Here is a 25804-nt window from a genome sequence, read left to right as displayed (position 1 = left end):
AGTTTAAATTCCTTAAAGGTATAAGAAACAGAGAAAGAGGAATTTATCCTGCTTTTCGCTTGACTTTTTGCTTACTGAGCTTTTGCTCACTCTCAAGTTCAGCAATCTGAGTTCTTAAATGTTCGATTGTTTTAGTATTGTCTTGGGGGTTGAGAATTTCACCGCATTCAGGGCATTTAAAATTAAAATCACATGCAGCATCAAAGTTTAACCGCACACATGTTTTTGAACAAAGGTAGAAATTGCCCGCATGGGTTTCTTCCTTCTCCAGTCGTTCCTTGAAACGATCGAGCTTTTTTTTCCTGAGCTGCTCGGCAAGTTCTTTAATTCTCCGGGCGTTAAATGTCCAATAGGTAATGTACCATCCTTTTTGACGATCTTTTTTTCGGTTATACCTTACCAGATTATGACTATGAAGCCTATAAAGTACATTTCTAGTTATGTTTATCTCAAGATCGGTCTTTTCAGCGATTTGAAACTCTGAGATATTCTTACGATTTTTTAAGTATTCCACTATAGGAATAACGTCTTCTCCCACCACTTCACTGATGGTATTATACATAAAGTTGTTCGTAATTCTCATGGCCCACGAAATTTATATCCTCCCCTTCATACTTTTAACAGATATATGCAAGCAAATAACAGGAACATCACCACAACTACCGCAATCTGCATATGGTAACTACAGATCTACCAACTCTACCCCCTAAAGTATTTTCAGATAAGCATATATTTAAACTTTTCGATAGCTTTAAAAAGAGTTGCCTCGGAAAAATTATCACTGAGAAAGGATATATAAGCTCTTCAAAGAATTTACCTTTCATTTCTGAGCGCGAGTATGGCTGCAGCAAGATCTCCATGAGCGGTGCGAAGCGCTTCTTTTGCCGTTGCAGCATCAACATCAGCCTGTTCCATAACTGTTTGGATATCCTCTTCCTTTATAGCAACTTCAAGAGACCGTTCCTCTACTTCTCCGATCAACTGATAGGTTATCTGACCCATCATATTTACCTTACTTACTTGTGGATCTAAAAAAACAAGCTCCTTATCTTCGAGCGTCATAACAACTTGTTTTGCGGGGATCTCTACCTGTTGGATGCCCATCTTACGCATCATCTGTTCCATCTTTCGTGCATTCATTCCAGGAAACATATAGACCTCAATAAGCTGTTAGTAAAACAAGTTTCCACCATAGAGATGGAAAATAAGAACAAGAATAATAATAACTAAGGCAAGAATGATAATATGGCCTGGCTGAAACTCGATCTTACTTTTATACTCATCAAAGTAACGTACAAGACCGCCCATACCCGAAGGCATCCGAATTCTGTCATCACGTGTCATGATTCATTCCTAAAGGAAAGACGTAGGGAAGCTGTAAGCCACCTTCTGTAGGACTTCACCATTGCTGATGAACAGCCCTCCTTAACATTAAACTGAGCGTCATACTGACTTGCACCGGCCAGGACTCACCGTTTCATCCATTCCTCATGCGTTGTCAAAAGGTTATCTCAGTGTTGTCGCCAACACCTTCGCATTTTTCATCCCTACATGAGGCGGTCTCGTTTCTGAGTGGTTGCCATCCTTTTCAGGATCTTACTCCCATAAGTGGCCAACGAGCGTCCAGCAAAGCCAAACATCTCGTCGCAACTGATTGCTCAGTTGGGTGGGTGGACTTTCCTAAGTTCCCGAGGGAACCTGTGTTAAGCACTCCCCTACAAGTTGGTGAAAGAAGTCATTATTTATAAAGGTTTTTGAAATCATAAAAATCTGACGTTAGATAATTTCAGAAAAAAAAAAAAGATTCAGAAAATTTAAATAGTCCTATTACATCCCTCTCTCGTGAACGTCCATGACTATCTGCATTAAAGCAATTGGAGAGCGCGGAGAGATCGTTATCCCCAAGAGAATAAGGGAAGAAAAAGGACTGAAGCCAAACGCTAAGATAGAGATAATTACAGGAAAAAATGGTATCCTTCTCGTCCCTGTCGAAAATGATTTCCGAAAACTTCGTGGACTTTTCGGAGAATTAAGCAAAACTGATATTAAAAAAATAGATCTCATCTATCATGAGCTGTTAGCGAGATAGCTTTAACATCAACTTACCGAGATTGACGAGAACAGAGAACATGAAAGAACAGATCTTCATTGATACGAATGCTTTTTTTTATTTTCTTAGTCAAGAAAAGGGGAAAGGAGATGTCGTTATGCGACTGCTCGACGATAATCAATATATTCTTTGTACCAATGTTCTTGTCTTAAATGAACTTAAGTTTAAACTGTTATGGGGAGAGGCTGCACTAAAGCTGAATACAACCAACAAATATACTATCCTGAATCACATTAAAAATGATAAAAAACTCAGACAAGAGGTATATGCTCGTTATCTGCTTTTCTTTGTAAACATTCGAAGCAAGGTGCACATTTACGAAATAGAGGAGCAAGAAGAGGTGTTGAGTTGCGCTCTTTCCGAACAATATGGTTTATTGCCCACTGACGCTTCTATTCTTGCAACAATGCAGCAGTACGGTATTGTCAAAATTCTGACCAGTGATCTGGATTTCAAAAAAATCAAGGAGATTCAGGCTATCGAACCATAACATTCTCGTCTTTATTTTCCCTTGATAAATTCTGATAAACAGGCCCTTTTGGCGTCAACGTACTTTGCATCAGCGAAAATTCATTAGCCGTGAAATGGCGTGGTTTCAGTGGCAAGGAAGAAAGCATTTTGGTGAGTGCATGCCCCTCATGAACTATCTTTACTCTTCCGAGGGTAATGTGCGGATGAAAGCGTAGGTCTTTGCTAAACCCAAGCTTTGCTAATGCGTCATCAATTTGCTTCTGCAGCAGGACAACCGTTTCGTGAGGCATAACCCCGACCCAGATAACTCGCGGATTAGAGAGCTTGGGAAAAGCACCAATATCTGTCAGCTGAAGATCAAAAGGATGATGATGCACCTGAGCAAGCACGTGTTTTATTAACGAGAGTTTTTCTTGAGGAACCTCTCCCAGAAACTTGATGGTAAGATGGATATTTTCTTCTGCCACCCAAGTAATCTTTCCGAGCGATGGAGGAATAGACTGATAAAGCGCAACAAGTTCTTTTCGTATTTCAGGAGGAAGCAACAAAGCAAGGAAAAGGCGCATAAAACGAATACTGAGTCTAGCCTAATAAATGTTACGAGAAAAAGATGATGAGCAAACATTTAAATAAAAGCTATTATATATTATTATATAATATGCCAAAAAGAAATCTCCATAGCCCAACACTTGAGACCGTACTCATGGTTGAGGAAACTATTCAAAAATACAGCCAGGAATGTGGAAAGTATCAACTTTGGAAAAGATTACCAAAGAAAATGATGTACCAAACATTCACGGTAGTTTTGGATTATCTTGAAGAGGCAGGAAAGATCATCATTGACAAAGATGGCTGCATTATATGGGTTTTTAATCCGAAACGAATTAAAAAACTTGTCGAAGAGGAGTTAATGGTACGGTGAAAAAACAGATATAAGTAGCATTTGTTCATAGCGCCACTATTGGCGGTGCGACGGTCAAAACCTCATATATTCGGTTTTGCCCTACGAGCCCAGCTCCGAAGGAGCCAACCCTCGGCTCGTCGCACGCCACGGTGGCGCTGGCGAGACAAAGCAGGTTCGTAGACGAAGTATACGGCTCTGTTTTGGCGAGTAGGATTTTTGAGAGAAACGAAAAAATCCGTCAGCTGCCATCATCGTGGCGTGTACAGTTTATCAAGACTTCCTTTATAAGGAGAAAAGATTTAAGTACTAGAGTGAACCCCTGAAAGTAGACAAATAGTTAAGGAACACCTGACAAGAAAAACAAAGAGGGCAGTTAACATGATCAAAGCAATCCTGTTCGATCTGGACAATACGCTGATTGATTTTATGAAGATGAAACATATTGCGATTTCTGAAGCAATTGATGCAATGATTGATGCTGGCTTAACCATACCTAAAGAGGATGCCCTTGAGATCCTTTACCAACTGTATCATCAAACTCACTTTGAAAATCCACAGATCTTCCAAAGATTTTTGAAAAAAGTAACCGGAGAAATTGATTACAAAAAATTGGCATACGCTATTGTAGCCTATCGACAGGCACGAACAGGCTTTTTGCATCCCTATCCTGGAACAAAGAAGACACTGATTGCGCTCAAAAGTAAAGGCCTTCAATTAGCCATTGTCAGCGACGCACCAAAATTAAAAGCCTGGCTAAGATTAGTTGCTATGAGAATTGACGATTTCTTTGATGTCGTCGTAGCCTTAGAGGATACCGGCAGGACAAAACCAAGCATCTTGCCATTTAAGGCAGCCCTAACCAAACTCAAGGTTAAACCAGAAGAATGCCTTATGGTTGGTGATAGGCCCTCAAGAGATATGGCAGGGGCAAGAAAGCTCGGTATTAAAACGTGTTTTGCACAGTATGGTTCAGATAAACAAGTACGGAATATTAAAACAGATCATGCTATTGCAAGCATCGACGAGCTTATCACGATAGTAGAAAAAGAGAATAGTAAACGTCGCGAATGATCACCATGGTCTTGCTACATTCTTTTGTGTAACATATATTCCATGGAATATTCATTCCCCCCTTTGCTTATATGTGGGGAAACCCTGATGAGTTCTGTAAATGTTCCATCAGTAATTCTTCTTAAATACAATGCTTGTTTATTGCCTAAATTAATTGGTGGATTTCTAGATGCTCCTTGTTGTTCATCCAAAATGTGAACCACTTGGTCTAAATTCAACAGGTCGTGAATAACCGCAATCCCCAAGAAAAGATATCCATTCATTCTATTAATCATTGGAATAACATCGTCAGGTATATTTTCTCCAGGAACTATGGGTACATCGTAATCTTTGATAGGTTCTCCAAAATATTCCACTACAAAACGTTGGTAAAATAGTAACTGTTCTCCTGTAATCGGCGGGACACTGGCCATATACCATCTGTTTCTTGGGAAAAATCTTCTATCTTGAAAACCCCGTACTGACAAACCTGTAGCAAGCGCTGAGAATTCTCTTACAAATGCATTTTTACCTAATGTAGCTATTGCGACTTTTTGATCAAGCTCAATCATACTCTTTAACGCTCCTTGTACCAAGCAATGGTTTGTCTGAGTCCCTCGGTTAATAGCGTTGTAGGTTTCCAGCTTAGCGTTTTCTTTGCTTTGGCGTTATCAAGCGCAATTGTTCTTACTTCAGTGACAATCGGCTGACCATGATTTGGTTGAAGAGGACTTTTAAGGAGCTGCTTAATTTCGTTAAATAGGGTATTGACTGATGTTTCTGTTCCTGTTGCGATATTGAACACACCTGACGGAATAGCAGGTTGAAGTGCACAAAGGCTGGCATGTGCGACGTCCCTTACAAACACAAAATCTCTTGTTTGCTTGCCATCGCCATTAATCCTTGGTTGTTTTCCCTCTAACATTTTTTCAATAAAAATGCTTACTACTCCTGCTTCTCCATAAGGATCTTGCCGCGGGCCATATACATTTCCATAACGAAATATGGCATAAGGTATGCCATAGTGATGATGGTACAACCAAAGGGATTGTTCCATGTAATATTTTGAGACACCATAGGGCCAGACTGGTTGAATAGGATGAGCTTCTGTACACAACAATGTTTCTGGTGTGCCATAGACTGCTGCCGTAGAAGCATAGATGATCTTTTTGACTGAATACTGACGACAACATTCCAACAGAGAAAGTGAACCAAGCACATTAGTCTGTGCGTCATTGAGAGGATCTTTCAATGATCGTGATGCGCTAATCTGTGCTGCCTGATGGTTGACTATTTCTGGTTTTTCTTTGGCAAATATCTTTGCAAGTTCTTGTTGCTGTTGAATATCCAGTTCATAGAATCTTGTATTCGGATGCAGGTTTTCTCGCTTGCCTGTACTTAAATTATCAACCACAACAACCTCATGGCCAGCCTGCACATACTGCTCGACAATATGGCTACCAATAAATCCTGCTCCGCCAGTTACTAACATTTTCATATCGCAGAGAAAAACCCCCTGCTTTATAAAGATTTTCTTAGGACAAGATACGGATATGAATTGAGGACGTAGATTTATATAATTACCATGATTCCCCATTTCCATGATTAAAGGCCAAGTTATTTCTGGGGAATTTGGTAAACTACTCGTACGACAAAAAGCAGATCAGGAAATAGAGCTCGGTGAACTGTGTATTGCTGAAACACCTAAAGGTAAGATTTTACTCCAAGTGTATGATTTGATCTATGGCAGTCAAATTTCGCAGAGCAATCGGGAACTGATCTCAGGATTACAACTGGAGGAAAACACCACACTTGAGTTTATGGAGCCTCATTTGCGGAATTATACCCTTGCAGTTTTGAAACCACTGATTACGGTTACGCAAGATGCACAGATGTGTAAAACCCTTCCTACGTTTTTCTCTCCTATCCGTGAAATTAATGTGAATGATGTTGCGTTCCTCAACAAACCCAAACATCCCTTATTTCTTGGAAAATTACGAAGTGGCTCAAAAATCCTCGATGTTCCTATTTATTTAACCGGAAAAGATGCACTTACGCATCATATTTTAATTCCTGCATCAACAGGAAAGGGAAAATCAAACCTTACTGCTGTTATGCTCTGGGATTGTGTCGATAAGGATTATGCAGGCATCCTGGTGTTAGATCCGCATGATGAATACTTTGGAAGAAACAAGAGAGGGTTAAAGGATCATCCACATCATGAAAAAGTGGTCTATTATTCGCCTCATCCACCGCATGGGGGAAGAACATTAAAGATCAATATTGCTACGATTAAACCACAACATTTCAATGGGGTTATTGAGTGGAGTACGCCACAAAAAGAAGCACTTGGTTCTTATTATAAGGCCTTTGGAAATCGTTGGATTGAGGCTATTATCCTTGAAAAGCCTATTGATGGGTTTAAATTTACTGAGGCAACTATCGGTGTGGTGAAACGTCGCTTACTTACTATTCTCGATGTAGAGTTTGCTGAAAATAAACTCAGCTGTCATGGAACCTTTGATCTTCAGGCAGGATCAACAACTATTGGAGATATTGTTCGAGAACTTGAGCAGGCACGACTGGTTATCATTGATACCTCAAGTTTTGGAGGCTCTGTAGAAATCCTTATCGGGAGCCTTATTGCTACCGAAATCTTGCAGCGTTACAAGCAATATAAACGCACCGGTGAACTCGGGCAAAAGCCGGTTATTTCTGTACTCCTTGAGGAAGCTCCACGGGTATTGGGAAAGGAAGTTCTTGAAAAAGGATCGAATATTTTCGGGACTATTGCGCGTGAAGGAAGGAAATTTCAGGTAGGATTAATTGCCATTACCCAACTCCCCAGTATGATCCCCCGTGAAATTCTCGCCAATATGAATACCAAAATCATTTTGGGTATTGAAATGGCTCCAGAGCGCCAGGCAATTATTGAATCTTCTGCGCAGGACCTTTCGACGGATGCAAGAACCATCGCTTCGTTAGATAAAGGAGAGGCTCTGCTTACCAGCACCTTTAGCAAATTTGCCATTCCTCTCAAAGTTCCTCTCTTTGAAGACTACATACAGGAATATCAGAATGCCTTTATAGCAACGACGTATGGCAAGCAAAAGCAGGAGAAGAGAGACATTCCCTTACAATTTAGTGAGGTCCAGCTGGTATGACCATTATTACCTTTGCACATCTGGCAGATTGCCATATTGGTTCGTGGCGCGATCCAAAATTAAAAGAATGCAGCACCAATGCTTTTCTAAAAGCCATGGACAAGTGCATCGCAGAACAGGTAGACTTTATGGTTATTGCCGGAGATCTTTTTAACACGAGTTTACCTGCTATCGACAGTTTAAAGGCATCAGTCAAGAAACTCAAGGAAGTAAAGGACCGGGGGATTTCTGTCTATGGCATTCCAGGAAGTCATGATTACTCTCCGTCGGGAAAGACCATGCTTGATGTTCTCGAGCAGGCAGGATTGTTTTGCAATGTAGTAAAAGGAAAGGTAACGCCTTCAGGGAAATTACAGTTGTTGTTTACGGTTGACCAAAAAACAGGAATAAAAATAACTGGCTTGTTGGGTAAACGAGGGATGCTTGAGCGAAGCTATTATGAACAACTCGATCATGCTCATCTTGAGGCTGAAACAGGGCTAAAGATTTTTTGTTTTCATACGGCTTTTGAAGAATTAAAGCCAAAAGAACTTCAACACGTAGAGACCTCACCCTTATCGCTCCTTCCTAAAGGATTTCTCTATTATGCAGGGGGTCATGTCCATGTGGTGTTTACTCGAGAAGAAGAAGGCTATGGGAAAATAGCTTATCCAGGGCCATTGTTTCCCAATAGTTTCAAAGAGCTTGAAGATCTCAAACAAGGTGGCTTCTATCTTTGTACGTATGATACTGAAACAAGAGCCCTTGTACAACAATGGGAACCTGTGCAAGTATACAATGTGTATAGTATTATTGTTGATGCCACCATGAAGACTCCACAAGAAATCGAAGATGAAATCATGAGAGACATCACCACAAAAGAGTTTAATAATACTATTGTCACGATAAGAGTTGAAGGAACAGTAAGGAGCGGAAAGCCCTCAGAGATTCGGTTTAAAGATATCTACGCCATGCTGTATGATCGATCAGCCTATTATGTTATGAAGAACACAACTCGACTTCAGGCAAAGGAATTTAGTGAAATCAATGTCCAAACGACAACAACCGAAGAAACTGAACGTGCCTTAATCAAAGAACATCTCGGTCAACAAGCAGTGGGATTAGATCCAACAGCAGAGGAACAACTTACGTTGATGCTCATGAAGGCATTTGATCAAGAGAAGAATGAAGGGGAAACCAATGTTGATTTTGAGCAGCGAATTCTCGGCGAGGGAAGCAAGACTTTCCAGGCACATACAAATACAAACGAAAGCCTTAAATAGAATAGTTTGCTGAAGAAGAGCATGGTATTTGAACAGCTGTATTCTGCTGAATGGCTCGAAAAAAAGGCGACGTTTGCATTTATTATGGGTTTTTCCTACGCAGTCCTTGGTATTTTTTCTGCCATGTTGCTCTTTCCCCAGGATCCTGGATTAGTTGCTGTTGCCTTTACTTCTCTGTTATTGCTTCCTTCATTGAATAAACTTCTCGCAATTGAAGAAAATGTTGAAAGCCGTGAACAAACGTTTAATTTCTGGCTGTTGTTCAGAGATCATAGAGACATCGTCCGTGTGTATTTGTTTCTTTTTATCGGCATACTTTTGGCATTTTCATTCTTTGCAATTATGCTTCCAACACTAGCAGCAAGTAATCTCTTTCAGGAGCAGACAAGAATATTAGGTATATCAACGGGCAATGCCTTTGTCAATGCAGATTTTGGGACGTTTACCGACATACTCTTAAATAACCTCAGAGTACTGCTTTTCTGCTTGATTGCATCGTTAGTGTATGGAGCAGGATCTATTTTTATTATCACCTGGAATGCTTCTGTCTGGGGAACTATCTTTGGGATCGTTGCAAAAGATTCTGCATTAATTATTGGACAAAATCCTTTTGTCTATTTTGCACTCACCATTCTTGCCGTCTTTCCCCATATGATTGCCGAAGCACTAGCCTACTTCTTGGGTGCTATTGCAGGAGGCGTTGTTTCTAAAGCCACTATTCGTGAAACATTTGGTTCATCACACTTCAACCACATTCTCCTTGATGCCCTTATTATTTTTGGGCTTGCGCTTATTGTTGTTGCCATTGGAGCATACATCGAGGTGTATATTACTCATCGTGTCATGAGTCTGTTGGGGGTATAGTCAAAACGTAATTGCGTCCACTCTGGTTGTTCAGGGCATGACTATTTTAGACGGAAGTATTCATAAAAATAAGTATTAAAATATATACCTTTTATATATATTTTTTACCAGCTTTTAATCTTATTTAAAAGCTTATTCTAACGTATATTTTTATTAATAATCCAGGATTAATGAATATTAATAATGATAGTTATAAGAATATAAGCTTTAGTATAAGTATATTATCCATAATTAAAAAAGTTATTTGACTGGTTAAGAGGCTATTCGTGCGTTTGAAGAAGAAGATAGGAAAAAACAACGTCGCTTCCTAAAAAATTGATAAGTAAGTAAATTGATAAGTACAAAAAAGGAAAGATATATAAATCAATTAGTAAATATGGAAGATGTGTAGGTTTGCAATGGATTTCAAACGAAAACTATACAAAAGAGGCTCGAGCTTTGAAACAACCATACCTATGCCCCTCTTATTCTCTATAGATCCGATCAAAAAATATGTTGTGGTTTTCAAATATGATAGAGATCAGAATAAATGGTATCTCGAGATTGAAGAGTTAGAGGAAAAAAAGAAGAAAAAATGAGGCAGGCAACGATTCATAGACAGAAAATGGTGAAGGATCAGGGAAAGAAATTATTGCAGGCATTCATTATTTCATTAGTAATAGTAGTAATGATCACGAGCATGGCTCAGACCGTCGATGCTGCAGAAAGTGGCTCATTATGGGAAAAACTCAGTACATTTTGGAACAAACTCTTTCTTACGCCACAAAACATTCTCGGATGGGCGGAGGAGGTTCTTCAACTACCGCTCGAAGAAGAAGGAGTAGTAGATATTGCATACCCAACTCCGTATTTTAATTCCCTGACGGTCAGTCCTGTTGCTGATAAAGGAGATACCATTTTTTTCAGAGCAAATTATAATGGAACGGGTAATAATGTAGCACTGTTTGTGTCAGAGGATTATCAATTTACCAATTGTGCGCCGGGAGATAGTGCCGGATGTCTCTGTAAAAGTGCGTATGATAACTCAGGATATCTTACGCCAAGCAATATTCAATGTAATCACACGATTTCCATACTTACACCAAAAAAGAATATTACCTGGTATGCCCGGCTCTGTGATAGCGACGGAAAATGTGGTGGGTTCCAACAGAGTTATGATTTCACTGATAGTGAATTGAGCGCGCAAGAAGGTGGGAATTATCAGGATTATTACTGTCGTCCTGAGTACACCAGAGGACCACCACAACCGATCACCAATCCCACGAGTCTCCAGTATCAGGATAGTGATTACGAAATTACCAATGTTGTTAGTGGAAGTAGTGGCTGTAACCTCCAACAATACACGCTCAATGTTTCTTCGTTATCATTACAACAAGGTGCATTGCATAATCAAAGTGTTTCATGGGTAGGGCATAATACCCAGAACTTAGAAGATAAGAGTGCGAATTGGTTACGATTGTATGCACACCGATTTACACCGGGTGATGCATGGATATTCAAAACAGGACAACCTACCGATGGCCGAGAAGTAAACGTTAGTTTTACGCTACCAGAAAACTCCACGAGCTCATATATTGATTATCAGAATGGGATAATAGAGTGGGTTGCTACTGAGTATGATATTCCAATGCCATTAGGGTCATTATATACCGATTATATGAACATAACTCTTTTTTATCATGGATCTGGTATTACGAACATTACTGAAAATATTGATATTTACGGTAGTGAAGAAATAACTTCGCCCTTGTTTGTCCTTAATGGGAACCTAACCGTCAAGAATGGAGGCAGCCTTACTGCTCGGGGAGCGTCGCTTAAATTCAATGCCACGACAAACGGTTCACGGCAACTTCTTGTTGAAAATGGAGGCACGCTTTCCTTACGGGATAGTGCGGGGATTCCAACGCAAATCTCTCGATTAGGATCAGCAAATTACCTCTTCGTGGTTGAAAAAGGTGCAACCTTTGTCATGCAAAATGCTGTAATTAAAAATGCTGGGTATGAAGATGTCGTCCGAAGATGGGGCCCTGAGATTTATGCGGACAATGCAGTTATCCGGGGAAGCAATTTCACTGACAATTATTACGGCTTAACAATCTATGGTGACAACACGGTTGTTGCGAACAACGCGTTCTTTAATAACTTTGGTGGCAATGGATTAAGGATATACGCAAACAATAGCCTCATTGCCAATAATACTGCCTATGGCAACAGCAAGAATGGCATACGAATCGTGGGTACTCAAGACAATATTTTCGTCAATAATAATGCCTCGTTCAATCTATGGGACGGGATTCTAATGGAATCATCACGAAGAAACACCTTTCAACAGACATACTTGAGCAACAATGGTCGTATGGGATTCTCATTGAGTAATACGAATCAAATAAAAGTTATTGACTCTCTTATCAATCTTTCAACAACAAGGGATATTTATGTTGACAGATCTGTGGTTACATTCCTCAATACAAACTTCAGCAGTTGGAATATTATTGCACCTGGGCAAGCAACCATCCAATGGTATTTCGATGTTATCGTGACTGATGGAGCTCTTCCATTAAGCGGAGCAACAGTAACAGGATACCAACAAAGCGGTAATCAAGAATTCAACGGAATTACTGATAACAATGGTAAGGTATCATTCAATGTAACGGACTATATCCTTCAGGAGAGTGGAAAAACCTCTTTCAATGATTACATGGTAAATGTGAGCTTACCCCTGTATGAGTTGTACGGTACAAAAACAACCATTGCTACGAACAAACAGCAGAATGTAATCCTTGACCATATGAACAGAGCGCCAGTATTAGATAGGCTAACGATTACGCCATTAACTCCAGTAACTATAGACAACCTCAGCGCATCTGTTCTGTATACTGATCTCGATGGAGATACGGGCACTGTTACCTACGCCTGGAAGAAAAATGGCATTGGTGAACAGAATATCAATATGAATGGTCTCGTTGGCTGGTGGACCATGGATGAGGGTGCAGGAGATGTTGTTCATGAAAGTATTTTCCAAGGAGATCATGGGAAGATCTCTGGCGCTCAATGGGCAGCTGGAAAATATGGCAATGCCCTGAATTTTGATGGTTTGAATGATAATGTTACCATAAACAAAACACCACGGTTAGCACCAGTACAGCTAACCGTAGCACTATGGACAAATATACCTGTTCTACCCCCTCTTGGTCATGGATTGATTAATGGGCCATATGGGAGTGGATATGTCGATGGGGGATGGCGAATAGTAAGTGACAATGCCACTCCTCTCAGAGTGTATGGTCAGATCAATTTCCAAACAGGTCAACCTCCAGTAACCGTCGGTTATCCTATACCACTTGGTGTGTGGAATTTTATTGTCATGACCTATGATCAACAGAACGTGATCTTATATCTTAACGGTCAAGAGGTTAAAAGGACACCAGAGACCAGGCCCATTAATTATGATTTTGCTGGAAACAGGGATATGAAAATAGGCGCAAGTGGTCCCTACTTCTTGAATGGAACTATGGATAATGTCATGGTCTGGGATCATGCGCTTTCTCCAGCAGAAGTGCTGAATCTCTCTCGGCAATACCCACTCTCAGGTACTACATTCATGGGAAACAACATTGAAACAAGCATTGCTTTTGTTGCTAGTGAATTGACTACGAAGAATGATATCTGGTCATTAGACATTAACGCCAGTGATGGAAGTGAAGGAAGTAATAGGCTTACCCAAACAGTAACCATCCAAAACACGCCACCAATATTAACGGTTCCCGATCAAATCATTGCTGAAGACAGTGGTGGATTAACGCTGGATTTACTACTCTTTACCACCGACCCAGATCAAGAGACCTTGCAATTCCGAGTGACGGATGTTAACCCTGCATCACTAGGTTGCAGCATAAACAGTAATGATCTTGTTGTTAATCCGACGCAAAACTGGAATAGCATCGGTACCTGTACACTTGAGGTTGATGATGGGCAAAGTACAGTAACCGATATCGTGCAGATCCAAGTAACGCCAGTAAATGATGTTCCTGATATTAACAGTACCCCTATTACTATAACTAATGAAGATGAACCGTATACCTACAATGCTACTGCCTATGATCCAGATATTTTCTATGAAGGAGAGGTGTTAAATTGGAGCCTGGTCACTAAGCCAACAGGAATGGTTATTAATCAAAACACGGGAAGGATAGGGTGGCTTCCTACAAACAGTCAAGTAGGACAGCATACCGTTGTTGTACGAGTAACCGATCAACGCTTAGCCTTTGACGAGCAAAACTATATCCTTACGGTACAAAACGTCAATGCTCCACCCACAAAATTGATGGACCTTCCACCAGTGAGCTTCAATGAAGATGGAACAGTAACCGGTGCATTCAATCTCAATGATTACTTCCAGGACCCAGATCTCGATCCACTCTCTTTTGAAGTTTACGGAAATGTGAGCGTAAAGGTGGTCATTCAACAAAACGGATCTGTAGACTTCTCTGCACAGCAAAACTGGTTCGGTCAAGAAACCTTAACTTTCAATGCAAGCGATGGACAAGCATACGCTCTGAATATAGTTATTGTTACTGTCCTCCCAGTTAATGATAATCCATGGATTTCACCGTCTCTTCCAAATCTAACGCAACCAGAAGGCTCTTCATGGATATTGGACTTAACACCCTATGAACATGATGTTGAGGATAACGATCCGGGATTGACGTGGACGGTTACTGACGTCAACACCAGCCTTATAACCATAGCCATAAACACCATCACTGATGAAGCGAGCTTTAGCTTTGTTGATCCTGAAACCTTTGGTTATGATCTCGTAACCTTTGTTCTCCATGATCAAAACAGCGGTTTAGCATCTCAGGAAGTAAATATTACCTTAACCCGTGTTGATGATCCAGCAGTTTGGAATCCACTGCAAAACAAGGCAGTTCTTGAAGACTCCCCTGATGGAACAGTAGTTTATGAAAACATTCGTAATGAATGCACTGATCCCGATGATGAGGAGATTATCACTATTCCTTCCCTACATCCCTATTACAATCTCAGCCTTACTGGTACGAACCTTACCATCAAAGACATGGTTCGAAACTATAATGGAACAGAGCATGTGGTTCTTGATTGCAACACCATACAAGCGTCCTTTACACTCGAAGTCATAAACGTCAATGACCCCCCCGATAAACCTTCGAATCCTATCCCCTTAAATGACAGCAAAGAAAGATCGATAACTCAAACACTCCAATGGATAGGAGGTGATATTGAATTTCAACCGCTTACCTACCGTGTTTACTTTGGCAATCCTCCAGTACTCATAGGAACAACAAGTAATCCCCTCTATAATCCAGGCACCTTAGCCTACACAACACTCTATCTTTGGTACATTAATGCTACTGATGGTATGAATTACACAGTCAGCGATATATGGCAGTTCACTACCCAAGATGAGGGGAATATTCCACCAACCATTGTTCTGCAGTCTCCTCCTGATGGACAATCGTTTAACAGAGGTAATCCTATACCTGTTCTTTGCAGTGCAGAGGATATAACAACGGTGAAGAATGTAACGATCTATGCCAATCTCTCAGGGATATGGACCCCTAACCTTACTACAGAATTCAACACTATCAATCCCTCACTCCAAACTGAATGGAACAATCTTGAGGAAGGAATATATCTCTGGAGCTGTGAAGCGTGTGACGTGGAAGGATTGTGTGCGTTTGCACCCAGGAACTATACATTTACAGTTACCCCTGGGGTAGATACAACACCGCCGCAAGTTATCAATCTTGAGCCTCTTGATGGCACAACAGTTCAAGGAATGAATACCGTCTTTGCGTATCAACCGTTTGATGAGAGTGGCCTTGCACAGTGCAGTCTTTATATTGATGGCCAGTTAAATACAACGGTCTTGTCTCCACTTAACAATACGCTCCAAACAGTAACCCTTAACTTAAGTGATGACATGATTTATCGATGGTTTGTTGAGTGCTATGATAACGCACCAACACAAAACAAAGTACAAACTACAGAAAGAAGCGTAACCGTTGACGCAACCTTCAGCGACACAAATCCGCCGATAGTAACGCTTGTAGCTCCAGAATCAGGTACACAAAGCAAAGGACAGAATGTTATCTTTAACTTCACGGTCAATGATGAGACTACAATACGTGACTGTAGCCTCTTACTTAATGGTATCCCTAACCAGACATCCTCTGCAATTACCAGAGACGTTGTACAATGGTTTACTCAAGAAAAATTGGATGAAGGGCTTTATGACTGGAGCATTTCTTGTACTGATAATTCCTTTAATCAAAACACCGGAACAAGCGAACAACGGTCATTAACAATTAGCAATAATGTAGGAATCAATTTACTTTATCCAACCAATAATGCAGTGTTGACCTACAAAACAAGTTCAGTATGGATTATCATTAATACAACTGAAAATGCAACCTGTACCTATGATTTCAATAATGAGAACTTTAATTTTGTTGACGGGCTTGCCTTTACGTATTCAGATGGCATAACCCATAGTTTCAACAGAACCGGATTGCAACCGAGCACGACCTATATCCAGTACTATAAATGTAATGACTCTTTTGGAAATATCAACACGCAAAGCGTTACGCATGGATTCATGGTTGCAGATCCAAATCAATTACCGGTAATCAGCGACTATTATCCGTTGCAGGGAACCATAGTGCTCGATGAATCAAATCAAACCCTCTGGCAGCTCTTCAATATTACGGTTATTGACAATGATGGACCTCTTGCAGAGTATCAATGGTATTTGAATGAGCAGTTGGTAAGCACAACAACTATGTACAATCTTACCACGAACTGGTCGAGTGCAGGAACTCATGGTTTGCGGGCAGTTTTCAACGACAGCCTTGATATGGTTGAGCAACAATGGACAGTTATCATTAATGACGTAGACAATGATACTGATCTGGATAGCATTCCTGACGGTCTTGATGACGATGATGACAATGACGGAATCCTTGACACAGAGGATCCGTTAACCGGAAATGCAAGCACCATACATACGAATTTTGATAATTTGATCATCTCAGTAAATGGAGATGCGAACCTTCATCAGGCATTTAGCGGAGAACTCATCACTGAATTTTTCAATGGCATAGATAAATATGTGACATTCATGTGGAACTACACCCCTGAAAATAAACTTGAGCTTCAGAAGGTTTACCTCTACAAAGAAGAGACAGACGATATTGCCGGATATATGACTTTAGCAGGCATTAATCTTCCGGTTGGACAAACCAAAAATATGAGTGTTAAGAATGTTAATACATCATTGGATAAGATCTGCATCAGGGATAAACATCTGTATGATATTAGCGGGATGAGCAGAGCATGTGAACTCGACGGAGAGCACTTTGTGGTCTGTAATAGCACTGAGCAGTATGGCTACAACTGTACGCTTACCAATGGCTTTTATCAGATCAGCGGATTATTCTTTACTGGTATCAGAGAACAGATGAACTGTACTGGAGATTGGTCATCCTGGTCAGATTGGACGTCATGTTCTGATGGAAAACATACACGAACAAGGAACGATCAAAGTGGATGTTATATCGAGCAAACAGAGGAAGGATCCTGTGGGGATAGTAACAACGATAATAATGGAGGAGGCGGTGGTGGTGGTGGAGGGGGCGGTGGAGGAAGTCCTCTAAAAAAAACTAATTGTACAGAATCATGGACCTGTTACTGGAGTAACTGTAAGGAGAGTAAACAACAAAAAGTCTGTGAAGATATCAACAAATGTAACACAACGAAGAGCAGACCCCAACCTGAAACAACCGTTTGTGGAGAAAGCTGTTCAGATGGTATCCTCAATCAAGATGAAGAAGCCATTGATTGTGGAGGTCTCTGTGATGCATGTGAATTATTCATTCCTCCTTACAATATTCCAACAGGAGAAATCATCGGTGAAGAAATCCTGAACATCACCGGAGAAACAAAAGAGAACATTACTGAGGTCGTTGCTGTTGAGCGTCAAAGAACCTATACCTGGTTGATTGCAGTTATTGCTGGCATTGTACTCGTGGGTGGTGTAAGCCTCTACATGCATGAACGCAAACATTCTCCACATCTCAAGGCAGAGGTCAAAGAAGTCAAACCAAAGCCAAACAAATACGCGGAAATGCTTGATGATTATATCGTAAAGGCTATTGCCAAGGATATTCCAAAAGAAGAAGTAGTGAAAGTGTTACTCGCACAGGGATGGCCACAGGATCTTGTTGAACGATCCTACACCAAACAGAAAGCACACCAAGAAATGGTAGAGTACGTTAAAACATCACTGCAGAAAGGCTTTACCAAAGAACTGCTTGTTGATGTACTCAAAAAGAAAGGCTGGTCACCAGAGGAAATAGAGCAGGAAATTCAAAACAGTAGAAAAAATGAGATACAGAAAGGGTAATACAAAGATTTATAGGTAATCTACTTCCTGAAAAGAGGCAAAAGCTATGGAAAAACGTGAAAAAGGGGACCATAAAAACCAGGTAAAGTTTGGGAAGGGTACAAGGAGAATCCATCGATATTTTAGTGTATATCCCTTTGCAATTCTTGCGGGACTTATGGTACTCATGTTTGTTCTTTGGGAACCAGCTTTTGTTACCCAAACTTCTTTCGGACAAGGTATAGGTCCAGTGTTACAAACCCTTGAGAACAGCATTACAAAAATTATGAACAGTATTCAGACCAGAGAGAACCTATTAGGAAAAGCTGGAGTTACATTAACGGGTGATGATACTCCCTATCTCCTGAGCATTCAGGGAAATACCTGGGTTAATCGTGGCGAATATGTTCAATTCCAAGGAACCTATACGCCTGTCATTAACGATGTTGCCTTGTTCATCGATGACGATCCGGCATTTGAAAATTGTGTACCTAGTGACGTCAGCAGTTGTCTTTGTACAAGTTCTTATGGAAATACCGGACAGGCTACGTGTCAAGCCCGTCTAGATGTGACCAATCCAAACAAAGACCTCAAATGGTACGCAAAGGTCTGCACTGCTGATGGGAACTGTGGTGGGTTTACCAAAACCTATGACTTTAATGATCCTGAATTTAGTGCAATCGAAGGAGAGACAGACTGTAGTAGTCCTGACCCAACCTCTACGCGACAAATAAGTGATGTAACAAACTTAACGCAACTGGATTATACGTACGAAGTAACTCACGAAGTTAATGTCAATAGTGGTTGTAATGTCCAACAGTATTTTTTGAATATTTCTTCACTGATCTCTTCATTAGGAGATGTATATTTATCTACTTTTTATAACCAAAGTTTTACATGGATTGGAAAAAACACCATCAATATAGAATCTCCTTCGGAGAATTGGATAAATGTTTCTGTTCTCCGTCCTATACCTGGACCATATTGGAACCTTAAATACGGGGCTGTCACCGACGGCTCTGATATAAGCATAATTGCAGATTCAACCATCACCGGGTTCTTTAAGTACATTGATCAAAACAACATCATTACGTGGAGTGTCATGGAATATGAAGAAGGAATACCAGCGGGTCAAGGCGGGTCATTACATACCGATTACCTCAACCTTACTGTTTTTTATTATGGCTTTAATGCGACAAATATATCTGACAATATGGTTATACGAGATAACTATCTCCTAGAAAATCAAAATCTGATCATTTCAGGAAATGTTACTATTGAGAATGGTGGTATATTAACGCTGAAGAATACAACATTGCAGTTAAATGTTTCCGACATCAATTGGGGGATTTTTGTCAAGAATGGTGGATCTCTTGTTATTCTTGACAGCGATGACGATTCTACAACAACAGCAGATGCTTCTCGGATTAGCAACCTCCAAACGAATGGATTTATCTTTTCTGCTGAACCTGGATCTTCATTAACTATCAAAAATTCTGAGATAAACCCTGTCCATACCCTTCATGTGTTGACAGACAGAACAGTCATCAACGGCAATAATCTCGGGAGTGTTGGTCTTGGAATTATGGTTAATGGAGGCGATTTCAACAATATTTCAAAGAACAATATTAACAATAGAGCATTTTCACCTGAAGATATTACTCTTTTGAACAGTAATGATAATTATATCGCTGAGAATACGCTCACCAGTCCAAGCAATGTTGGCATAATTGTCAACAACTCACAACGGAATCAGATTCTTGAGAATACGATCCAAAATCACCAATCAGCAGGTATTATAGGTGTTGAAGGCTCTAGCCAGAATCTCATAAAGGGTAATAGAATAGAAAGTAATGTTCTTGGAAGTTATGGCATTTTCATGAGAGACAGTACCATGAATGTACTTAGTAATAATCATTTAGAAAGTTCATTGCCGGTTTATAATGGTAATATTGGTATCTATCTCAACACTAGTAACGAAAATATCATTACTGAATCAACCATTAAAAATTATGATGTAGGAATCTTTATGGGATATGCAAATAAAACTCTGTTACAAAACATAAGTGTCTTTGGAGATAACACCATTGTGGGGATTCTCTATACCCATGCTAGCGACAATACTGCTGTTAATTCCTCATTTGTTGGTCAGACAAATGATGTCAATAATGAAGAAGATGCGCAGAACACACATCTTAATAGCACGCTCGGTAATAACCGTTTGGAGTTTGACGCTTCAGCAACATGGTTGCTCCAGAACTGGACACTCCAGCTAGAGATAGTCAATCTCAGTGGCATTCCTGTCTCGGGTGCAATGATTGTAGGAAACGATACGACTTCCACGACAAGATTCAGCGGAGTAAGCGACATGACGGGAAGGTTTACAACCATTGTTACTGACCGACTATTCACACGGTCCGTGACAACTCATTATAATAATTATACCATACAAATTACCCATCCTGAATATAACGATACACGTATTATCCTCAACATATCATCCCCAACATATAGGAAGGTATATCTCACACAGAAGGTTATTGACCCCTGCAGTTCTCCAAAGGTGGATTGGATGATTGCCAGTGAAGTAGTATGTACCAATAGAGAGATCATTATGAACGGAGATCTTATCATTCTTCCTGCAGGAAACCTTAGCTTACAATCATCAACCGTACGGATGAATGGAACTGTTGATGGGCAATACAATCTTTGGGTTCAATCAAACGGGGCCCTTTATCTTAAAGGAAATGCGACAATACCAACCATCATTGGCAAAACAAATACGGGTACCAAATATGGCTTTGTCGTTGATCCCAATGCAGTTTTTTACATGAAGAATGCAACGGTTGAATCTGCTGGTTACCGAGATGTGTCTGGAGAACGAGGACTGGAGATATCCTCGGAAAACGCAATAATTCTTAACAGTAATTTCAGAAACAACTTCATTGGGCTAACGCTCTATGGTGATGGAATAACCGTGAATGAATCAAATTTTGCGCACAATCAACAAGGGATGTACCTTCAAGGAAGTGATCAGAGTATCTTGTCTATGAATAATTTCCAAAATACCACAGGAGATTACACTATAAGGATCGATGCGTCACAAGGAGACCAACTCAGGAGATTAACCATTAATCAAAGTAATGGTGACGGCATTCAATTCGTAAACACAAACAATTCACAGATGAGAATGGTTGCTATTCTGGACAGTAAAAACAATGGCTTTGTGATGAACCAAAGCGATAACAATAGCATATTTGTGCGTATAGAAAAAGCACAGAAAAATGGTATGACTCTTTTTGATGCGCACCATAACATCTTTAATACGAGTAAGATTAACCGTAGTGCAGAAACAGGTGTTCTCTTCGCTGGAAGCTCTACTAATAATACCTTCATGGGAAGCATAATTAATGCTTCTGGTATCGTTGATATACAAAGTCAGGCACAAGGAACGAATTACCTTCGTGGAACAAATTTTAGTTCAACTGATGTTGACACGGGAAAATTAGCAGTACAATGGTATCTTACGATTAATGTAACCGATGGATCACAAACCTTGAATCGTGTTCGGGTTGAAGCATATCAAGCAAATGGTTCTCTTGAATATAGTGAGGAATCGGGAAGTATTGCACGATTATTCCAGGGCGCGGTAACATCCTATCTGGAAGAGCCTACAGGTACGATCGACTTTAATCCCTACACCATTGTTGCATATCGCTATGGCTATGACCCTGCTTCAGTCCAAGTCTCTGTTACTCAAAACACCTCGATTACCATTCCACTTACCAGAAATGACGTTGGACCGATTATTACTATTGTTGAACCAGAACAAAATGCAATGCTTCTTTCAGGAACATCAGAAACAACAGTGAACATAACGACAAATGTTGGGTCAGACTGTAAATACAGCTTTACTAATCCTGACTTTAATTTTGATACTGAAGGAACAGCGTTTTTTAGCGTCGATTATCAGAACCATAGCTTCACCAGAACAGGATTAGTGGACAACGCTAATTATACTCAGTACTACAAGTGTAAGGACCAAATCATGGGAGATGTCAATAAACAGTCGCTCCAACATAATTTCAGCGTTGATCATGAAAGGACTCCTCCTGGACCGGTCAGCAACCTGCAAAGCCCAGCACAGGGCTATACCTGGATTACCTGGAGCTGGACAAATCCTTCAGATCCTGACTTTGATCATGCCAATGTCTATCTTGACGGGACATTCAAAGAAACATTACCTTCTCCAACAAGTACAACAAACCAAACAGGATTACATCTAGAAACAAACTACACCATTAAGGTTGAAACCGTTGATCTGCTTGGGAATGTCAATACCCAAGAAGTAAACCATACTGCACAAACCTTGGTACTACCACAGGAAGAAGCGCCCTGTGAAGTTCCCCCTGTTGGAGACTGGGATTTAACGCAAAAAAAAGTTTGGTGTAATGATACTATCCTTACGGTAAATGGAAATGTAATCATCGGTGTTTTAGGGAATCTTACGCTCCAAAATACCACATTGTTCATCAATGGTCCTGGTGATGGTGAAGCACCGGCAAACTATCGTATTCATGTACAAGAAGGAGGAGCCTTAACACTACGAGGAAGAACAAGCGAGGATAGAACACGAATAGCTAGCGTAGATCCAGCAAATGGTTATGGCTTTGTCGTTGATTCTGGTGCCATGTTTACGATGGAGTACAGCAATGTAGAAAATGCTGGCTTCAGTGATAATCCAGGAGAACGAGGTCTGGAGCTTTATGGAGACACAACTCCTTTGCGTAATAATATCTTCAGAAATAACAGATACGGATTGATCATCAGCACAGAAAATGTCGTACTAGAAGATAGCAATTTCATTGACAATAAGCATGGTATATTACTCGAAGGTGCTGAGAATAGCCGTCTTGCGAATCTTTTTGTGAATAACAATGCTGAAGGAAATGGTATCACCTTAAAAAATAGCAATAATGTGCTCATCAATAACTCAATCATTGACCAAAGTAGCAAGAAGGGCATTGCCTTCATGAATGCAAATGGTAATCTTGTACAAGAAAGCACTATTGTTAATTCAGGGGAAGAAGATGTCTCTAATGACGGTGGAAGTAATACGCTTAGAGACACCTTATTTCTCACGAAACAGATTACTGCTGGCCAATTGGCAGTACAGTGGTATCTCACGGTTCTGGTAAATGATACCTACCAAGCGGTTGAAAATGCACACGTTACTTTAGCAGACAATACAGGTACGGTACTCTTTGATGGCCAAACTGATATTAGTGGAAAAATACCTGAACAGATCATAACAGAGTACATAGCCTTCCCTACCGGAATCACTTCCTTTATGGATCTCACAATAAATGCGAGCAAAACAGGATACCAAGACTATACAAAAGCGTATAGCATCACTTCAAGTCAGGAGATTGGCATCTCATTACATGATATCGTAGCTCCAGTTATTACTCTTGTAAGTCCTGTGAATAACACAAGAACTGCGTATTATCCTTCGTGGAGAATTATCAATATCACAACAAACGAGATTGCAACCTGCTATTACCACGCTAGCAACCCGAGCTTCAATCTCCAAGAAGGTACTCCTTTTAGTTCAACTCTGAATACAACGCATTGGTTTAACAAAACAGACTTACGAACAGCAGAAAACCATACCTTGTACTACAAGTGTCAAGATCTTTTCGGAAACGTTAACCAAGATGCAACATCCCATCGTATTATCTTTAATCAGTATCCAGAGATTATGAAATATGCTCCACAACAACCTCTGGTGGAACTGAACGAATCAAATACCTCAGTGATGCAAGAATTTAACATCACCGTCAGAGACAACGAGAGCGATCCGCTTGCCTTTGTTTGGTACCTTAATGAGACAATGGTCAGTACAACAAATAGATACATACTTATCACAAACTGGTCGAGTTCAGGAAACTACAGCCTACGAGCAACCGTGAATGACGGCTTTGACACCACTGAACAACAATGGAATGTGGCTATTTTTGAGATTGATGATGACTTTGACGGCGATAATATTCCTAACAAAAACGACACTGATGATGACAATGATGGTATTAATGATACGGATGATACTATTACCGGGAATGCAAGCTGGGTACAGACGAACTTTTACGATCTCCAACTCTTGGTCAATGGCACGGATAATCTCTCAAGGAACTACACGGGTGGTGATTACCTCACTGAGTTCATTGACCGTGGCGATGGTAAACAGTATGTTGCCTTTATGTGGCACTTCAGTCCTGCAAAGAAGCTCGAGCTCAATAAGGTATATCTCTACCGTGCGTTACAGGGATATGATCATGGCTATATAACCATTGCGGGAATTGAGCTTCCACAGGGAGTTACCAAAAATATGACTGTTCCTCGACTCAATACATCGCTCAACAGAATATGTATTAAGGATGCCCAGGTCTATGATCCTAAGGAGATAACCAAAGCCTGTCAGGCCACGAATGAATATTTCGTGTTCTGTAATGCAACCGTCCAGCATGGCTATGGTTGTACACTCTTAACCGATGAATACCGTGTTACCGGGTTAAGATTTACAGGAATTAACGAGCAGATGAACTGTACACCCAGCTGGAATTATGGATCATGGAGCAGTTGTAGCGGAGGAGTTCAAAGCAGGAATAACACCGATGTCTTTGGGTGTTACAGCAGCTGGATACAAACACAAACGTGTGATAATGGTGAAGGAGAAGGCGAGGGAGGAGGTGGCGGTGGTGGAGGAGGTGGGGGCGGAGGAGGCTCAAGGAATAATCAAAGTTGTACCGAAAACTGGAGATGTGATGCATGGAGTAATGAAACCTATGATTGCGGTACTCGATTCTGCTGGGACAACCGTAGCTGTGGAACAACAAAGTACAAACCAAGCACCACAAAGGTATGTATTGCTGAGGACAGCTGTACCGATGGCATCCAAAATAATGCTGAAGAGGGAATAGACTGTGGTGGGAGTTGTCCTCCCTGTGTGGCTGCTCCTATTGAAGTAATCTTCACCAATGGAACACCACCAGCAATAAATCAAACACGAGAAGAAACACCGGAAACCTATCTCGAGGAAAAAGAGACATCAGGCAACCTAACGTTCATTGTTGCAGCATTGGTTATTGTGCTTGCTCTTCTCGGTTATCTAGGCTATCGCTATGGCCCAGGCTTAATGAAGAAGATACAGAACAAAATGCATAAGACGAATCCAGAAACAATGAAACCATATATTTTGGAATCGTTAACCAAGCAGATACCACGAGCAGAAGTTATTACTTCCCTTATGCGACAGGGATGGCCACAGGATCTTGTGCAAAAAACCTATGATGATATGAAAGCACAATTTGATATGGACACCTATATTAAGCATGCCTTGGCTAAGGGAGCGCCAGCCATGCAGATAAAAACAGCATTAATTGCCAAGGGATGGACATCGTCTGACGTGGACAAGGCATTCTCACGGATACTGGTCAAGAAACCCCAGCAGACACTGCAAAAATCCTGGAAACTGCCTTTTGTGAAAAGATAATGGAA

Annotated in this window: 16 protein-coding genes and 1 other RNA gene; 10 read left to right on the top strand and 7 right to left on the bottom strand. The window is 40.6% G+C overall.

From position 1 onward, the window contains the following. Positions 1 to 43: 43 nt before the first annotated feature. From HYW21_07625 to rnpB, 4 genes are all read right to left on the bottom strand, one after another. Positions 44 to 583, bottom strand: a complete 540-nt coding sequence (locus tag HYW21_07625; GenBank protein MBI2549191.1) for a hypothetical protein — start codon at positions 581 to 583, stop codon at positions 44 to 46. Positions 584 to 813: 230 nt separating this feature from the next. After that, positions 814 to 1152: a nascent polypeptide-associated complex protein gene (locus HYW21_07620; protein MBI2549190.1), complete on the bottom strand. Its 339-nt coding sequence runs from the start codon at positions 1150 to 1152 to the stop codon at positions 814 to 816. An 18-nt stretch (positions 1153 to 1170) separates the two neighbouring features. After that, entirely contained in the window at positions 1171 to 1320 is a 150-nt protein-coding gene (locus HYW21_07615; protein ID MBI2549189.1) for a preprotein translocase subunit Sec61beta, read from the bottom strand. Between the two features lie 46 nt (positions 1321 to 1366). Further along, positions 1367 to 1719: RNase P RNA component (gene rnpB / locus HYW21_07610), an RNA gene on the bottom strand. A gap of 133 nt (positions 1720 to 1852) precedes the next feature. Between rnpB and HYW21_07605 the strand changes: the two genes are divergently transcribed. Both HYW21_07605 and HYW21_07600 read left to right on the top strand, forming a co-directional pair. Beyond that, positions 1853 to 2089 (top strand): AbrB/MazE/SpoVT family DNA-binding domain-containing protein, encoded by a 237-nt coding sequence (locus tag HYW21_07605; GenBank protein ID MBI2549188.1) that lies wholly within the window; start codon positions 1853 to 1855, stop codon positions 2087 to 2089. Positions 2090 to 2129: 40 nt separating this feature from the next. Next, positions 2130 to 2600, top strand: coding sequence for a PIN domain-containing protein (locus HYW21_07600; GenBank protein ID MBI2549187.1), 471 nt, complete (start codon positions 2130 to 2132; stop codon positions 2598 to 2600). On the opposite strand, the gene thpR is transcribed toward HYW21_07600, so the two are convergent. Next, positions 2587 to 3147, bottom strand: coding sequence for an RNA 2',3'-cyclic phosphodiesterase (thpR, locus tag HYW21_07595; protein MBI2549186.1), 561 nt, complete (start codon positions 3145 to 3147; stop codon positions 2587 to 2589). The genes HYW21_07600 and thpR overlap by 14 nt on opposite strands. A gap of 92 nt (positions 3148 to 3239) precedes the next feature. Between thpR and HYW21_07590 the strand changes: the two genes are divergently transcribed. Further along, positions 3240 to 3503 (top strand): hypothetical protein, encoded by a 264-nt coding sequence (locus HYW21_07590; GenBank protein MBI2549185.1) that lies wholly within the window; start codon positions 3240 to 3242, stop codon positions 3501 to 3503. Positions 3504 to 3863: 360 nt separating this feature from the next. Continuing rightward, on the top strand, positions 3864 to 4556 hold the full coding sequence (locus tag HYW21_07585; protein MBI2549184.1) for a TIGR02253 family HAD-type hydrolase: 693 nt from the start codon (positions 3864 to 3866) through the stop codon (positions 4554 to 4556). 14 nt (positions 4557 to 4570) lie between these two features. On the opposite strand, the gene HYW21_07580 is transcribed toward HYW21_07585, so the two are convergent. Together HYW21_07580 and HYW21_07575 are read right to left on the bottom strand one after the other, a co-directional pair. Further along, positions 4571 to 5107 carry a hypothetical protein gene (locus tag HYW21_07580; protein MBI2549183.1) on the bottom strand — a complete coding sequence of 179 codons (537 nt, stop codon included), beginning with the start codon at positions 5105 to 5107 and terminating at the stop codon, positions 4571 to 4573. Between the two features lie 5 nt (positions 5108 to 5112). Beyond that, complete coding sequence (locus HYW21_07575; GenBank protein MBI2549182.1) at positions 5113 to 6033, bottom strand: NAD-dependent epimerase/dehydratase family protein; 921 nt, start codon at positions 6031 to 6033, stop codon at positions 5113 to 5115. 106 nt (positions 6034 to 6139) lie between these two features. Between HYW21_07575 and HYW21_07570 the strand changes: the two genes are divergently transcribed. The 6 genes from HYW21_07570 (at position 6140) to HYW21_07545 (ending at position 25799) form a co-directional block, all read left to right on the top strand. After that, positions 6140 to 7699 carry an ATP-binding protein gene (locus HYW21_07570; protein ID MBI2549181.1) on the top strand — a complete coding sequence of 520 codons (1560 nt, stop codon included), beginning with the start codon at positions 6140 to 6142 and terminating at the stop codon, positions 7697 to 7699. Next, positions 7696 to 8961: an exonuclease SbcCD subunit D gene (locus tag HYW21_07565; GenBank protein ID MBI2549180.1), complete on the top strand. Its 1266-nt coding sequence runs from the start codon at positions 7696 to 7698 to the stop codon at positions 8959 to 8961. Before HYW21_07570 ends, HYW21_07565 begins: the two co-directional genes overlap by 4 nt. Positions 8962 to 8982: 21 nt before the next feature. Continuing rightward, positions 8983 to 9825, top strand: a complete 843-nt coding sequence (locus HYW21_07560) for a stage II sporulation protein M (protein ID MBI2549179.1) — start codon at positions 8983 to 8985, stop codon at positions 9823 to 9825. A 398-nt stretch (positions 9826 to 10223) separates the two neighbouring features. After that, positions 10224 to 10403 (top strand): hypothetical protein, encoded by a 180-nt coding sequence (locus HYW21_07555; GenBank protein ID MBI2549178.1) that lies wholly within the window; start codon positions 10224 to 10226, stop codon positions 10401 to 10403. Beyond that, the gene (locus HYW21_07550; GenBank protein MBI2549177.1) at positions 10400 to 18268 is read left to right on the top strand and encodes a right-handed parallel beta-helix repeat-containing protein; all 7869 of its coding nucleotides are present in this window, start codon (positions 10400 to 10402) and stop codon (positions 18266 to 18268) included. Before HYW21_07555 ends, HYW21_07550 begins: the two co-directional genes overlap by 4 nt. A 46-nt stretch (positions 18269 to 18314) precedes the next feature. After that, the gene (locus HYW21_07545) at positions 18315 to 25799 is read left to right on the top strand and encodes a right-handed parallel beta-helix repeat-containing protein (protein MBI2549176.1); all 7485 of its coding nucleotides are present in this window, start codon (positions 18315 to 18317) and stop codon (positions 25797 to 25799) included. Positions 25800 to 25804 lie beyond the last annotated feature (5 nt).

The sequence above is a fragment of the Candidatus Woesearchaeota archaeon genome, assembly GCA_016187565.1.
Taxonomy (GTDB): domain Archaea; phylum Nanobdellota; class Nanobdellia; order Woesearchaeales; family JACPJR01; genus JACPJR01.
Note: the sequence above shows the minus strand (reverse complement) of the source record. Positions and strands in the feature narration are given on the sequence as shown.